Annotated in this window: 11 protein-coding genes and 5 pseudogenes; 4 read left to right on the top strand and 12 right to left on the bottom strand. The window is 44.9% G+C overall.

What is annotated here, in order from left to right; translation table 11 throughout:
* Positions 1 to 152: 152 nt before the first annotated feature.
* Together J4645_RS00375 and pagN are read left to right on the top strand one after the other, a co-directional pair.
* Positions 153 to 560 (top strand): Spy/CpxP family protein refolding chaperone, encoded by a 408-nt coding sequence (locus tag J4645_RS00375; protein ID WP_000788200.1) that lies wholly within the window; start codon positions 153 to 155, stop codon positions 558 to 560.
* A 330-nt stretch (positions 561 to 890) separates the two neighbouring features.
* Positions 891 to 1610, top strand: a complete 720-nt coding sequence (gene pagN / locus J4645_RS00370; protein WP_000787605.1) for an adhesin/invasin protein PagN — start codon at positions 891 to 893, stop codon at positions 1608 to 1610.
* Positions 1611 to 1613: 3 nt separating this feature from the next.
* On the opposite strand, the gene J4645_RS00365 is transcribed toward pagN, so the two are convergent.
* Entirely contained in the window at positions 1614 to 1802 is a 189-nt protein-coding gene (locus J4645_RS00365; RefSeq protein ID WP_031603649.1) for a hypothetical protein, read from the bottom strand.
* A 35-nt stretch (positions 1803 to 1837) separates the two neighbouring features.
* On the opposite strand from J4645_RS00365, the pseudogene J4645_RS00360 reads away from it, so the two are divergent.
* Positions 1838 to 1971 (top strand): annotated as a pseudogene (locus J4645_RS00360) (RNA-guided endonuclease TnpB family protein); the annotation flags it as partial.
* 602 nt (positions 1972 to 2573) lie between these two features.
* Here J4645_RS00360 and tioA read toward each other — a convergent pair.
* The 6 genes from tioA to tcfA form a co-directional block, all read right to left on the bottom strand.
* Entirely contained in the window at positions 2574 to 3191 is a 618-nt protein-coding gene (gene tioA, locus J4645_RS00355) for a protein TioA (RefSeq protein ID WP_000241751.1), read from the bottom strand.
* A gap of 139 nt (positions 3192 to 3330) precedes the next feature.
* Entirely contained in the window at positions 3331 to 3786 is a 456-nt protein-coding gene (locus J4645_RS00350) for an Lrp/AsnC family transcriptional regulator (protein WP_000141547.1), read from the bottom strand.
* A gap of 132 nt (positions 3787 to 3918) precedes the next feature.
* Positions 3919 to 4968 carry a fimbrial protein TcfD gene (gene tcfD / locus J4645_RS00345; RefSeq protein WP_000791812.1) on the bottom strand — a complete coding sequence of 350 codons (1050 nt, stop codon included), beginning with the start codon at positions 4966 to 4968 and terminating at the stop codon, positions 3919 to 3921.
* A gap of 21 nt (positions 4969 to 4989) precedes the next feature.
* A complete protein-coding gene (gene tcfC / locus J4645_RS00340) occupies positions 4990 to 7677 on the bottom strand; it encodes a fimbrial outer membrane usher protein TcfC (protein ID WP_001632496.1) in 2688 nt (895 codons plus the stop codon).
* Positions 7678 to 7785: 108 nt separating this feature from the next.
* Positions 7786 to 8361 (bottom strand): fimbrial protein TcfB, encoded by a 576-nt coding sequence (gene tcfB / locus J4645_RS00335; RefSeq protein ID WP_000287812.1) that lies wholly within the window; start codon positions 8359 to 8361, stop codon positions 7786 to 7788.
* Positions 8362 to 8411: 50 nt separating this feature from the next.
* Positions 8412 to 9122, bottom strand: coding sequence for a fimbrial chaperone TcfA (gene tcfA / locus J4645_RS00330; RefSeq protein ID WP_001009507.1), 711 nt, complete (start codon positions 9120 to 9122; stop codon positions 8412 to 8414).
* Positions 9123 to 10124: 1002 nt separating this feature from the next.
* Here tcfA and J4645_RS00325 point away from each other — a divergent pair.
* Positions 10125 to 10715: pseudogene (locus tag J4645_RS00325) on the top strand (ATP-binding protein).
* Between the two features lie 39 nt (positions 10716 to 10754).
* Here J4645_RS00325 and J4645_RS00320 read toward each other — a convergent pair.
* The 5 genes and pseudogenes from J4645_RS00320 to J4645_RS00300 all read right to left on the bottom strand — a co-directional run.
* Positions 10755 to 10941: pseudogene (locus J4645_RS00320) on the bottom strand (transposase); the annotation flags it as partial.
* Between the two features lie 80 nt (positions 10942 to 11021).
* Positions 11022 to 11141, bottom strand: a pseudogene (locus J4645_RS00315) (hypothetical protein); the annotation flags it as partial.
* A 119-nt stretch (positions 11142 to 11260) separates the two neighbouring features.
* Positions 11261 to 12208 (bottom strand): LysR family transcriptional regulator, encoded by a 948-nt coding sequence (locus tag J4645_RS00310; RefSeq protein WP_000970302.1) that lies wholly within the window; start codon positions 12206 to 12208, stop codon positions 11261 to 11263.
* Positions 12209 to 12701: 493 nt separating this feature from the next.
* A pseudogene (locus J4645_RS00305) lies at positions 12702 to 12942 on the bottom strand (PerC family transcriptional regulator).
* 82 nt (positions 12943 to 13024) lie between these two features.
* The gene (locus tag J4645_RS00300) at positions 13025 to 13846 is read right to left on the bottom strand and encodes a polysaccharide deacetylase family protein (protein ID WP_023214862.1); all 822 of its coding nucleotides are present in this window, start codon (positions 13844 to 13846) and stop codon (positions 13025 to 13027) included.
* Positions 13847 to 14202 lie beyond the last annotated feature (356 nt).

The raw sequence follows: 14202 nt of genomic DNA, 5'->3' as shown, positions 1-14202 counted from the left end.
ACCGGAGCGTACACGTAGTACGTGAGGATTTTGAGCACTGCCCAGGTCCAAAATGGCAAGTAAAATAGCCCTAATGGGATAGGCTCTAAGATAATTGCTCGCCATTCGTGGGTAATAAAAACGGTTAATCACTCCCTTATCAGGATATCTTCATGAAAAACTTTGTACGCACAACTTTACTGGCAGCGACTCTGGCGGGCGTTTCTTTTGGCGCTTTCGCCACCGCTGTCCCCAATCCTCCCCTGCCCGCCCAGGATCCTATTGTCCAGCATCTGAAGCTGACAAACGATCAGATTACCCGGATCAAAAAACTTCACCAACAACTGGAAACCGACGTCAGTCAGATTTCTATGAAGGGAATTAAAGACGGTGCGCTGATAGAGGTGATTAAATCCGGTAAATGGGATGACGCCGCCGTAAAACAGCAGCTTGCAGCCTTCAGTAACATAGAACAACAGGCTCGCTATTATCGGGTTAAATATTATTTTGATTTAAGCAAAGTCTTGACACCAGAACAACGTCAACAGGTACAACAAGATCTCGCCCAGGCACTTGAGTAAATATTTTTGCCCGTTATTCCTGGATAACGGGCTTTATCCTGGTCGGGTACAAATTCATCTTCATCTTTTTCTTACAGCATCGCTCTATCTCACACTACCCGTTACATAACGTAGAAGTGAAACCGTACGTGGGGCAATTTGGCGAGGAGATGGATTTCCATACCGACGATTATCGTATTGTTATTTAAAATTTTCATCTCATTTTTTACCCGCTTACAGAAAACCCAGCGTTACAATAGACCGTTTTTTGGGCTTCGTTTATGTAATCGTTATATCACACCCTATACCGTGAAACTTGTCTTTTAGCCCAATATTAAGGCAGGTTCTGAAATGAAAAACTTTTTCGCAGTCTGCATCATTCCCCTTGTGGTAGCCTGGTCCGCTACTGCATCAGCAAAAGAAGGGATCTATATCACCGGGAAAGCGGGGACATCCGTAGTCAATGTCTATGGAATCAACTCAACCTTCAGCCAGGATGAGATAGTCAATGGTCATGCAACGTTACCTGACCGTACCAAAGGCGTTTTTGGCGGCGGGGTTGCTATCGGTTATGACTTTTATGATCCATTCCAGCTTCCAGTACGTTTAGAACTGGATACCACTTTCAGAGGTGAGACGGATGCTAAAGGCGGGCAGGATATTATTGCATTTGGTCAGCCAGTACACATAAATGTAAAAAATCAGGTCCGAATGACCACTTACATGGTTAATGGCTATTATGATTTTCACAATAGTACGGCGTTTACACCCTATATCAGCGCAGGCGTTGGCCTCGCTCATGTGAAGCTAAGTAATAACACCATTCCTGTTGGTTTTGGTATTAATGAAACTCTGTCTGCTTCAAAAAATAACTTTGCCTGGGGCGCAGGTATCGGTGCAAAATATGCTGTAACAGATAATATTATGATTGACGCCAGTTATAAATACATTAATGCAGGCAAAGTAAGCATTTCAAAAAATCACTATGCTGGTGATGAACATACCGCTTATGATGCAGACACAAAGGCTGCCTCCAATGACTTCATGCTCGGCATTACTTACGCCTTTTAAACACTATCGGTAAAATAGCTGGTCCTGTGGGTTCCCGAAGGCGCAATGGAGGATATCAGTAATGAATACTCCTGCGCCTTCAGAAAATCGTTGAACAGGTGCAACCTGGCGCCATTTTTCAGTACACTGCAACGTTTCTGGTATGGGCTTAACTTCCGGCTGCCCAAAAACAGCCCCGTCCTGTTGTATGATCTCTAAATGTGAATGGCACGATTATGCGAGATACTTACAAGTGTCTGGTATGAAGATATACTGCGAACGCCGATGTAAACGGCGCGCGTAACATTTTAGAGCGGGACACGCCGTGCTTGCCTGTGGAAGGAGCGTGCAGTCAGGCAGCCCGTTGGAGCAGGAACCCACGCCCTTCAGGACGTGGAGGATGTCAATGCACAAGAATTGGGGAATCTTTAGCAGAATTTATTATCTCTACAGTACCATCTCTCTTGTTCCCGTCATAAATAACCCAATGCCTCCAGAGCTGAAGCCGCTTTCAGCATGAGCACTGGCTGCAAATAACACCAAATAAAATAATAATATAACAATTACCGAGACAAAAAACACCTCTCTAAAGTATTTAGAATTCATACAGTCAGCTCATTTAAATTTAACGTCACATGCAACCATGCATGCGTAAAACAAGAACCACACTCATATTAATAATGATTAGTAATGTGAGCGTGCGTATAAAGAGATACAGATGTATATTCCTTAATGTAACGGAACATCATCAATGCAAATAGCAACCATCGATATATTAAACTAAAATAATACATCTAGTGCATATATAAACCATTCGTATGGTGGCTGTAATAAAATTGTTGATAAACGGTCATCCCCTAAACTTCCAGCCTCCCCACCGCACGAACAATGATGTTCTTTATATTTAATCGTAATAAAAAACAAAACAATAATTAAACAAAAAAATAAATAAGATACTTTTGATTCAAAATTTCATTTCTTCTGTTATATACACCAAATTTCATTTTTTTTATGATCCCGAAAGAAAAAACCGTCATATGACGATGGCCATTGCATTCCATACATGTAATCAACTTCGTTCTGGTACACAGCTCTCTGTTCTACATCATTTATATCCCCGACAAGAATCTTTTGGAACTTATGATAATGATAAACACTACTAATAAAATTAGGATCACGAGGCACTACGCAAGCCTGAAAAAAGAACCCAAGGTTTTTAATTTCACTGGAATAAGAATGTTTACCACAAAAATCAAACCAAACTTCCATACCATAATCTCTGCGACTCCTGATGTACTCGCTCAGAAATTTGTGGTTGTTATTAAAGTCAACAGAAACAGCAAATAACCCGACGCTATTTAATTTACTGATCCTTTCCAAATGTATAAGCACAAATTCCCAGGGAATCCTGAGTATATATTTATTTAACCCATATTTATGGTTGAATAAATTAAATGACTTTTGTAACTCTTCAAAAAACGTCAATGACTCAATTATGTGGTTTTCGCCTTCTTTCCAGAAGGGTTCAACGAAATAAATATCAGTAACATCATCTGTTTTAATGCGGTTTTTTGTTACATGCACGGGGTGATATTTAACCATATGATATTCCGCTATGTTATTCTGTGCCGCTTAATCTCACTACTGCTGATTAAAATCCTTGTTCAACAGCCGCAATCTGCCGTTGTTGTTCCGTAAGAAGGATAATAATGTATTAAATCAGTAAGTACACATCACACTTTCACACTGGCAGTTCGTTTGTTTCCTTTATTTGCTCAAGAACAAAGCTCGATGCAGATCCACTAATTGAAGAATTAGTTAATATTATTTTCTCATAAAAACTATAGTAATCGTTCATATCTGTAAATACTGTATGCATTAAATAATTAAATGATCCAGAAATTCGATAAAAGGCAATAACCTCAGGCATTGACTTTATTTTCTCAGAAATACTAGCGTATTGCTCCTCAGATATGTTAATCATAATAAAGACATTAAGTGAAAGACCTAGTTTTTCTTTATCCAATAAAGCGAACTGACCAATGATAACTCCCCTGTCTTTAAGTTTTTTTAAACGCTTGAAACATGGTGTGGGCGTAAGTCCCACTTTATATGCAAGTTGCCATAAAGTTTGCGCACAATCTTTTTGGATTTCTTTCAATAATTCTTTATCTTTATCATCTAAATACTCAGTCATAGGAAAGCAGAACCTCACGCATTGATTTTCATAAGTGAATAGATTTTCTTTATTAAATAAAGCAAGTATATAAAGAGAACTCTGATTTAAAAAACCATATAAGAAAGATATCAATAAAATAAATAATTACTGTCAGGGGGTTTGTGTTCCCATCAGCATTGTCACTGTCAGCGTTCCCTGATATTCACCAGAACGCTTCTCCCTGATGTTAAAGGGTTGTGTTGTCAGGGTAAGGGGCACTGGCACACAACGTACCGCCTGCCGTTGCCCGGGAAGTACCACCGGACGCGTTGCTGCTTTATCCACGTTATCCAGACTGAACTCCACGCCACGGGTGACAGGAATATTTCGTCCCCCATAATTCATACTGACCGCATAATCAATCGTATCAGCAGAATCGCTCTTTATAACCTGAAATCCCGTACCTGACTTATTGCTTCCTTCTATCTTCATCTGTAATGAACGGGCTTTCACACCTCCGTCATACAGACACATATCCAGATTAGCCCTGCCCGACATTTGTGAGGCATTCAGCCGGTGCAGATTCAGGTCCACCCGAGGTGTTGCAGTACCAAACTGCGGAAAGTAAATAGCAGCATTTTCTGCAAAGTGGTCTGTAACGGTCAACGTGATATCCGACATAAGACTACCGATTGGAATGTTAATCCATCCTTCAACCCGCATCCGTAAATGTGCAGTCCATTGCCCAACAGGGAGTTTTCTCCGTTCGCTAGCGGGTATCCATAACTCAAATTCTCTCATTGCGTAGCATCCCCCGCCGGCATCAAAAGCATAACGATTACCACTACAATAACTTTTACGATATCCCTGAAGAGCCAATACTGTTGTTTTACCTGTATTTAAATCTGTAAACATCAACCTGATTGGATTAGCAGGGTTATACCTAGAAGCCCAGTGACCGCTCGTAGCACATGCACCATTGCGGGGATCGCTCTCAGAGAAACAAAGTAATGTCCCCATATCCGCAGGATCGTCAGTAAAATTAATCCAGGTATTATGTAAGATAAACACGTCCTCACCTGGCTGACTGACGTCCTGAGTTTGTTCAATAGGTTTGTTGTAGATATCACTATCTGCCCACACGTTTAATGGCGTTATACCTGTAAGCAACAGAGTCAGCCAACACCACGTCATATTCGTCCACTTCATTTTATTCTTCATACTATCGCCTTTATCTTTATGTCAGGCTTCCTGAACGGAATGGCGCAGCAAACCTGCCACGTTCAGCAAACGGATGACCCGCGGCGATATTTGCAACGCCTGTGGCAGGGCATCCACGTCACTTAATTCACACCGCACATCACCCACTACCTGCATAACATCCCGACGTTTATGTACTGACATCGGACAACGCAGGATCCTGTTTTTAGACAGCAGCCACAGGCTGGATTCTTTATGCTCGCTCTGCAGGCTAAATCGCCCGGAAGGTCCCAGCGACAAAAATGGATGGTTCAGTGGCTGTGCGTCCAGCAGCGGTCTGCCATCCTTGTCCAGTACGCGGCCAACGTACAGTCGGCTCATACTGGCGCTGATGTTGTGAACCAGCAGATGCCCGGGTGTCAGGAAGTAACGCCTGCTTCCCCCTCCCGCTTTTACGTCTGCCATACCCTGTGAACTAACCCCTGCATCCTCAATGGTCACCTCCGTGGCGTTATAGCCTTCCATCAGCAACAGCGACTGCTGACCAAAACCGAGACTGAACGGCTGGCTGCTGCCACGAACGCTGACTACTTTCCCGCTACTGCCCTCGTCCCCCTCTGACTCCACGTTCACCGCCATGCCAGAGGCCGGTTCACCGTCCTGACCACCTCCCCAGAACAGTCCATTACGGGATAACGCCAGAGACGAGCTGTAGCCAGCGGTGAGTGAACTGGCGCTGCCCGCATTACGTTGATGGGAGTTACTGATAGTGGCGCTCAGTTCACCCATACGGCCGCTCATGCGTCCGCCGAGACTCCCGCTCCAGCTGTCGTCGTTATAACCGGAGAAACCCACCGACAGTTCACGATACAGATCCTGCTGCCAGGATCTCACATGGTTCACATTCCAGGACGTCTGTGTTTTTTGATTCCGGCTACTGTGAATATCGGTCCCGGCTGAGGTATACCCATTACTGCCAGTCATTGTCGGTGGTTGAGAGGCATATGACACACTGACACTCATAAACAAGCCATCATCATTCACTCCGTCATTTCGGGTTCGCCATACTCCCCCATGGGTATTAATATTCATGCCAGCCATATTAAGGTTGTACGTTGCACTAGCCTGAGCAGATTCGCGGTGAGAGGCAGGGATGTATGCCTGTCGCCAGAACACATTTTCTTTGTCACTGTTATCATCATATCCCCGGTAAACCGGCCGACCTTCTGTCCTGCTGGTACTGTATCCCAGTAGGGCATACCAGTTCCCCACCGGAACCGACAGGGAGGCGTTCATCGAAGTCTGGCAGGTCATACTGGCATGCACTGACTGTGGATGACGACCACTACAGGCATCACTTTCCGTATGGTTACGCCACAGACTCGCGGAAAATCCGTCGTTGTATGTCACCTGCTCAGTGTTACCGCTCGTGCTGTCTGTCCCATGCAGTATCCCGGCAGAAAGGTCCAGCGTGCCATCCAGCACTGCATGCTGTGAATTCAGTCGGGTTTCACTGTACCAGGCCTCATGTGCCAGAGAGATACCTTCGGTCAGACTGATATTTTTCCGCAGCCCAGTTCGGAATCCGGCAGCCATGACAGTCTCACCGTCATAATGGCTGGCTTTATCCCCGGTATCTTCCTGCCCGCCCTGAATAAACCACTGGGTCTGTGCACTGAAGCTATTACCCCCCTTACTGAAGGGCTGGCTCTCCGTTCGTCGCAGAATTCCATCCTCATATATCCGCAACGCCAGAGGATAGCTTCCCGGTGGAAGAGAGTGAGTATCCAGGGTATGCATTCCCGGGGTCAGGAACTGACTCCCCAGCAACTCGCTGCCACGATAAATATCAATACGGGCATTTCGGGTAACCTGAACCATAACCGGAGTGGCATTCTGGTCCACCTCATGGTTAACATAAGCTTGGGTGGTCCCGGTTCGTAATCCATCAAACCGGCTCAGGGGAAGCAGACTGAACCCAAAATCCCCCCCCGTGGCGCTGGACAGATTCCGCTGATCCATCCGACCAGCCTGGAGATAATACTGATTGCCGAGATCCTGACGGACAAACAGATTGTCAAACCAGGTCTGACTGTTATTGTAATGTTCTGACTGATTCCAGATAGCTGCCCAGTTGCCTCCCAGATAACGACCGTCACCAAGCCCCAGGGCACCGCTACCATTCAGTGTCATATTACGACTGTGGAGATCATCACTCAGATACAGCGTCTGGCGGTGAATAAATGCGCTGACACCCTCCGGGGTCGGAGTCAGCCAGCGTTTATCACGTCGTTCTTCATCCGGCAACCAGTCCCGGTTAAGAAACAAAGATAACTGACCGTTGTTCTCATCAAAAATAACCGCAACATCCTCTTTATCTGTTGCCACGTAACCACACTCGCTGCTGTCTTTTGCTTCTGAGACACCACAGACCAGATTGCTGTTACGTAGCAACGGACGGCTGAGTGCAGCCAGCGCTTTTTGCCGTTCTGCGGCCGGCAACGCGGCAAGCCCACTGCTTTCAAGTACCATCAATGGGGACATAAACTGCACGGTGTCCGGTTTAACCACCACCGGAAATAATCCCAGTGAATGCCCTGGTAGCAACACTTCAATTTGCTCAGTCTGTCCTTCCAGCAGAGATTCAAATCCAGGAGGGGGAATAAGAGTTGCCTGGCTGGTAAAACTGCACAATCCCAGTAAATAATACATCCAGAAATAACGACTCACGTAAAGAGACCTGAATTGCAATGAATAATAAGATCAATACCGGATCCGGTTCAGGTACGAACGGTGACACCCCAAAACCGGATCAGATGAAGAGCTAATAACCGGTTATTAGCCGGCAGTGACGGCCTGTGAAATCACCAGACTGACCAATCCGCTGTATTCACCGGCAGGCAGGTTTTGTAAGGCTGCTCCAGCCTTCTGACCAATATCCAGGTTCAGCGGAGCTGAAGCATCGCCAGTTTTTCCGTCCGGGAACAGGGTTTTAGCTTCCAGTACAGAATTGGTGGTGGTCAGTGACCGTCCTCCCAGAGTCACTTCCATATCAATGGTTTTGGTGGGATCCAGGACGTTGATAAGTTGTGGAGCATTCAACAGTTTTACATTAACCGACTTGGTCTGATCGTTGCTGTAAAGGCGGGTCTGGAGTGATTTATGGACCAGGCCCTTACCCGGCATGAAATCCAGCTTCATAGTCGACGGGAGGGATGAACCATCGGCCTGCAGCAGTTCAAGTGTACTGTCAATATTGGCAGTGACGGTAATATCCTTCTGAACCGCAGAAACAGAAAAAGAATAAACGGTGGCCAATGCCACAGCTGCGGCAATAAAAGATGTTTTCATGTTCATAAAAAATAACCTTGCTTTGTTGTTTATTACAGTGATATATGTACACTCGGTATACATCCGCTCCCCCTGAGAATAAATGTAGGGTATAGCGTACGCTCCGTGTGTTTTTACTTTCCGGCTGCTGTTAAATCAGCAGAGATTACCGGTGAATTTGCACCCGTACGATATTCCACACGAAATGCATTACTTTTTATTCCGGCCGGAATATCAGCACTCCCGCCGGGATAAATACTTTTGTCTATATTCTGCCAGTGGCATGTGGTGTCGCAGTTGCCGGCCCGAATAAGAGAAAGCCGGGTATTTCCCGTATTCAGCAGGTGGTGACCGTTCGTTACCAGCGCAGGCCTGGGGTCTGACGGAGAAACACGCAGCAACACCCCCCAGACAAGATTCACACTTACGGATGAATTTTGCTTTCCACCTGCCTGTGGATCATCTTCCAGTTCAGGAACAGCCTCGAAGTATACCCGCCAGGCTTCCTCTCTTTCCGGTGCCTGAGTACTGATAACACGTATTGTTTTTTTTGTTCCCGGGGAAAGGGCAAATTTCTCCGGGGAGACAACAAGTCCTGTCTCTATATCATTCCCTGCTGGTACCTCCTTCTCCTGTGGCATACCAGGATGTTCAATACGCATGATTCTTGTTCGAATATATTGCACATGATCTGATTTAGAATAGACGAACAGCGAGGTGGCCTCTTCGCGGCTACTATTAATTTCTGCCGCCATAGGATAAACGAGCATATTCGCCCTGGCATGACCACATGCAAACATAGCGACACAGAGAAACACCCCGGGAAGAGTATCTTTAAAATTCATACCAGATTTTACCGTATAAAAGTCATCTAAATTTTAGTATTAGCATAGACAGAAAGTTATCAGCATAAAGAAGCAAATTACGATTCAGTGTTAATACATTTTGTGTGGAGGGCATCATACGGAATAAAATTTTTCGCTCAATACCTCTGTTTTTTTCAGGAAAGGAAAAATTAGTAAATAAAAGTCCACGGATTTCATTCACCAAAAGCGAACGACAGATCTGTAAGAATCGCTGAACAATTAATAACGCCGCAGTAAAAATTTTGGAAATTCTTCATAAGAAAGTTGTTACTGTGTACCTGACTTACTCAGATAAATGGAACTGTATTTCCCCCTCCTTCAAAGCAACAAATACGTAACATAACAACGTAGGAGACAGAGAATCTAAAGAAAGCCCTCCAGGAGGGAGATACAATTCAGACTACAAAACCAAATAAACCTTAAACAAAGCCACAAATAGACTGATCATCATGAGGTTTTACAAAACCAGGTAAAAAAAAGTAAGCAAAGTAATTAATTTAGAAAACTAAAGTTACAGTTAGATCAGATTTACTTGCTCAATATCTGTTAAAAATATGATATCAGCAAACAAAAACTTATATACATCATATGGTTACACTTGATGTTTACACCTCTCCAGCAAAGTGTAATCAATATAATACACTATTTTTAGATGAAATATTGGTTAAATATTCCATAAACAACAATATAAAACAGAACAATTCACCATGAAAATACAATTCACCTTTTAAAACATAGTGTTATAAAAAAACACCATTCAAATTGATGCCAGTCCCTTACCTGTCAATGTTGTTTACGGTTCCTTTCCCCCTTTTGTGCGAGTAAGCAACATGAATATACAAGTCTTAACGACCAATGCCTCTGTCAGCCCAAAATAAGTCGACATTCCTGTGCATGGCGCTGCAGCAGGAATAGAACGGCAGACATCAGCGCGGAATGGAATCCCGGCTGAAACAGGCTCGTCTGCCATGAGTCAAAACGCTGGAGCAGTTCGACTTCAGCTTCCAGCCAGGCATCGATCGTAAGGTCGTCCGGGAGTTGGCCGGTCTGGCGTTCGTGGAGCGCTGCGAGAATGTGATCCTGCTGGGGCCCCCGGAGTGGAGAAAACCCACCTGGCCGCTGCCCCCGGTGTGAAAGCGGCAGATGTGGGCCATCGGGTGTTGTTCATGCCGCAGGACAGGTTGGTAGACGCTGATGAAAGCGAAGATGGAAAACAACCTGGAGCGCCAGCTACAACAACTGAGCTATGCGCGGGGGCTGATCCTGGACGAAACAGGTTACCTGCCAATGACCAGTGAGGAAGCCAGTCTGTTCTTCCGACTGCTGAACCGACGGTATGAAAAAGCGAGCATTATCCTGACGTCAAACAAAGGCTTCGCAGACTGGGGAGAGATGTTCGGTGATAACGTGCTGGCAACAGCGATCCTGGATCGGCTACTGCATCACTCAACCACACTGAATATCAAAGGAGAAAGTTACCAACTGAAGGAAAAACGCAAAGTCGGGGCGCTGACCAAAAGCGCAACGCCAATCAGTGAAGATGAAATGGCGGAAAGCGGACAGCAGAAGTGATCAAACAGCGGATATTAAAAATAGCGAAAAACGACCATAAATCCTGGCGTTGACATCCTCAAGATTTAATATCAGAAGCTTCCATGCCGCCGTATCCAGACTTCCAGTTGTCCCTGGTGGCTTCAGAAATACCGGCCTCCCGGTAGACATCTTTAACAGTCCGTCCGGATTCAACTGATCTAATCACAGCGATGATCTGGTGCGCAGTAATACGGGCTTTACGCACAGCGATCTCCTGCGTCGGCAGATTGATTATGTCGGATGATCTCTAAATGTGAATGGCTCGATTATGCGGGATACTTACAGTGCAACCTGGCGCCATTTTTCAGTACACTGCAACGTTTCTGGTATGGGCTTAACTTCCGGCTGCCCAAAAACAGCCCCGTCCTGTTTCCGGGTATTATCATTTCCGTCAGTCGGCATCATGTTTTGTATTGGGCATCGTCAAAAGACGACTGGCTGGCCAGTCGCATATCTCGATGCCTCAATTCAGTCATCATCATGTGGGTTTAAGTCAGGAACGTGTCAAAACCATTCCAAACGGGTTAATCATCATTCAGAAAATCAATTTGTGGGCGATTATTCCATTTATCTTCAATAAAAGACAGAAAGCGTTGAAATAAAGGAGAATAATACTGGCGATGACGCCATACAAGATAAATGGGGAGATCTGGGACCCTCCATTCAGGAAGTATAATTTCAAGTTCATTATTTTTTAAGTATTTGGTGGCAAGCCAGGCCGGAGTCATAAGGTTGATACCCTTTCCTTCTAAAACCAAATTAAGAACACTCAAAAGATTATTGGAAGATAAATGAACATTAACAGCGCCACTAATAGTGTATGATTCATCTTGACGGAAAAGAGTAAGAGGTCCGGAAAGACCATGGTTGTGAAGACCCACAATAATGTGATTTTCCAAATCGCCAGGATGTGAGATCCTGCCATATTTTCTGATATATTTCGGACTCGCACAAAGAACCAACTTTAAAGGGCTTATCTTTCGATACACGAGATCCTCACTTTCGATTATGCCACTTTTAAAAACCAGCTCATCAAACTCCAGGGATTTACTAAAAAAATCGCTACGCTCTCGTGAATCCAGGTAGATTTTTGTATCCGGATAGCTAGCTGTAAATTCCCATATCCACTTATTGGCAAGAAACTCACAGACAATAGCCGGAGCCGAAAATTTTATACTCCCTCTGATAATTTTATCCGGATTTCGCAATTCATCCAGCAAGGACTGAAAGGAAGATGTTATCCTTTTCATGCTTGCATAGGCTGTCTGACCAGCTCCAGTCAGTTCTAAGTGATGTGAATCGCGCCGAAGTAAAGTAACCTCAATAGAATTCTCAAGGCGGCTAAGCGATTTACTGACAGCAGAAATGCTAATATCTAATTCCCGCGCAGCCCGGGAAAGATTCCCTACTTCCGCCACTTTAATAAATATCATCCAGTCTCGCATACCACGATTATTGATCAGTTCCATCATTATCTTCCGTTGATAAAAGAAATTCTTATATTAAAGGAGCTATCAACGACTTACTGATGCGTCATTGTGTGCCTCAATGTCCTTGATATCATCTTAATAAAAAATCTATTGGCTGCAAAATAGCATCTGAATCGATCATGATTTTGCATCCATCTCCGGTTACTAATTGAACCTGTTTACCACTCAGTGTAAATACCCTATCTCGGAAGTGATCGTCAAGGTTGTCGCCGAACCAGATACCAATAATAAAGTGGTTCATTGTCATGCGCCCGTTCTGCAAAGGCATTGTCCTTTTCTGTGACGCAGTCTGGAACGCATTAATTGTATCGTTCACCTAACAAAGTATCCCGTGGAAACAAGCAAAACATCGCCAGATTATTCTTACTTGCATACCCCCCACCCGGCTCGATATTATTTGTGAAAGTGGAGGAAACAGAACAGACGGTTTAAATAAGACGCTTACTCAAAACATAAACCTATGTGCAGGCTCCTCTCATTTCGTCACGTCGCTGATATCCAGCTTTACTGGTGCCAGGGGAAGATATCTGCGCAAGGCAATAATTCCGGCGCAACAACAACCACTCCCGCTGGGCCTCTGTACATTCAAAATCTCCCATGACCAAAAGCCAGCGGGTAGAAGCCCTGCGCCAGTGACCTGCGGCCTCCAGATTCTGCGCAACCGGGTCTATCACGGCCTCCGGTGTTATCTTATTTCTGCTCAAAATCAGCACCATCATTTGGGATATAGCCTACAACCCCTGCCCGCCGATGATGGGGGAGGATTCGGTATGCAGCACTTTCATCCTGGTCTCCGGCTCAGTCAGCTATCCGACGTGCCCCCTTATGCCGGGCCAGCAGCGAAGAAAATCCGGGCGTGGTGTGATAAAACAGACGACGTTTCAGCCAGCCCACATTCTTTCGCTCCTTTGTGTTGATACGACCAATACGCTGTGAACCGATGACTGGATTGTTCATACGCCTTTCTGTGGTATACAGGTATGTGAACCCCAACTCTTCAGCCACATGAATATAATCAGAACAATACCAGCCCTCAGGCCAGCACAGATGCTGACTGCAGTAACCCAGCATCTCCCTCATCCGCTTACGACTAAGAAGAATATCGACACGAAGCAAATCCGACGGATTACGGGACACAGGTTTCTGGTCCCAGCGTCGGTGGGTGTGCGTGTGCGAGTGAAACTCAACAAGGCCACTGAGGTGCATCTCCCGAACCTCTGACCAACGCAGCATGACCTCATCAGCCTGGCCTTGTTTAACCAGCATCTGACACTCATCATGAGAGTACACCGGTTCGCCTGCAGGAATACGGACCGGTCCGTCACTGATCAAACTGGTCACAAGAAAGAGATGCGCATGCAGATTAAACTCCTGCAGCACCGGAAAAACCTGCAACCAGTTATCCAGCCAGCCGCCATCAAAGGTCAGCATGACGCTTTTACGAGGCAATCTTGCACCATGATAAAAAGCTTCCACCTCTGCAGCGGTAACGGTTTTCCAGCCAGATTCAGCCAGCCATTTCATCTGCGCCCGGAACGTACGGGGAGATAAGGTTATCTGTCCGGGTTTATCACTGACATGGTGATACATTAATACCGGTAAATGTCGTGCATAAGACATATGCTTTATTCCTTTATGTAAAAAATAAATTATTTTTACGCCTGAGGGGACAAGAAAAAGCCCCCTAAACATAAAATCTTAAATATCACATATGAATACCTGACAGATAAACAAACCTTATACCAAGGGCTTATAAAGCCCCGCTCACAAAAGAGTGAATCAAACAAATCCACAAAACAGAAAATAATAAAGGCATCAGTGTCTGTTAAATTATTTTACGAAACATAACATTCCTCTCCCTACAAAAAAGATGAATTTCAGATTTTAAAATAAATCAGCAATTGATTTTTCTGCAATGAAGATTGCTAACCATATTTGCCTTGAGTAAATTTTCAATACATCCTCGAACCTGATAT

The organism is Salmonella sp. 32082101201600294FB01SM01 (genome assembly GCF_017572865.1).
In the GTDB taxonomy this organism is placed as follows: Bacteria; Pseudomonadota; Gammaproteobacteria; order Enterobacterales; family Enterobacteriaceae; genus Salmonella; species Salmonella enterica.
Note: the sequence above shows the minus strand (reverse complement) of the source record. Positions and strands in the feature narration are given on the sequence as shown.

Coding starts and splice junctions, on each gene's coding strand:
- J4645_RS00300 (WP_023214862.1), bottom strand. CDS start 13,846: ATGTCTTATGCACGACATTTACCGGTATTAATGTATCACCATGTCAGT.
- tioA (WP_000241751.1), bottom strand. CDS start 3,191: ATGGTTAAATATCACCCCGTGCATGTAACAAAAAACCGCATTAAAACA.
- tcfB (WP_000287812.1), bottom strand. CDS start 8,361: ATGTATACCGAGTGTACATATATCACTGTAATAAACAACAAAGCAAGG.
- tcfD (WP_000791812.1), bottom strand. CDS start 4,968: ATGAAGAATAAAATGAAGTGGACGAATATGACGTGGTGTTGGCTGACT.
- pagN (WP_000787605.1), top strand. CDS start 891: ATGAAAAACTTTTTCGCAGTCTGCATCATTCCCCTTGTGGTAGCCTGG.
- J4645_RS00350 (WP_000141547.1), bottom strand. CDS start 3,786: ATGACTGAGTATTTAGATGATAAAGATAAAGAATTATTGAAAGAAATC.
- J4645_RS00310 (WP_000970302.1), bottom strand. CDS start 12,208: ATGATGGAACTGATCAATAATCGTGGTATGCGAGACTGGATGATATTT.
- J4645_RS00375 (WP_000788200.1), top strand. CDS start 153: ATGAAAAACTTTGTACGCACAACTTTACTGGCAGCGACTCTGGCGGGC.
- tcfA (WP_001009507.1), bottom strand. CDS start 9,122: ATGAATTTTAAAGATACTCTTCCCGGGGTGTTTCTCTGTGTCGCTATG.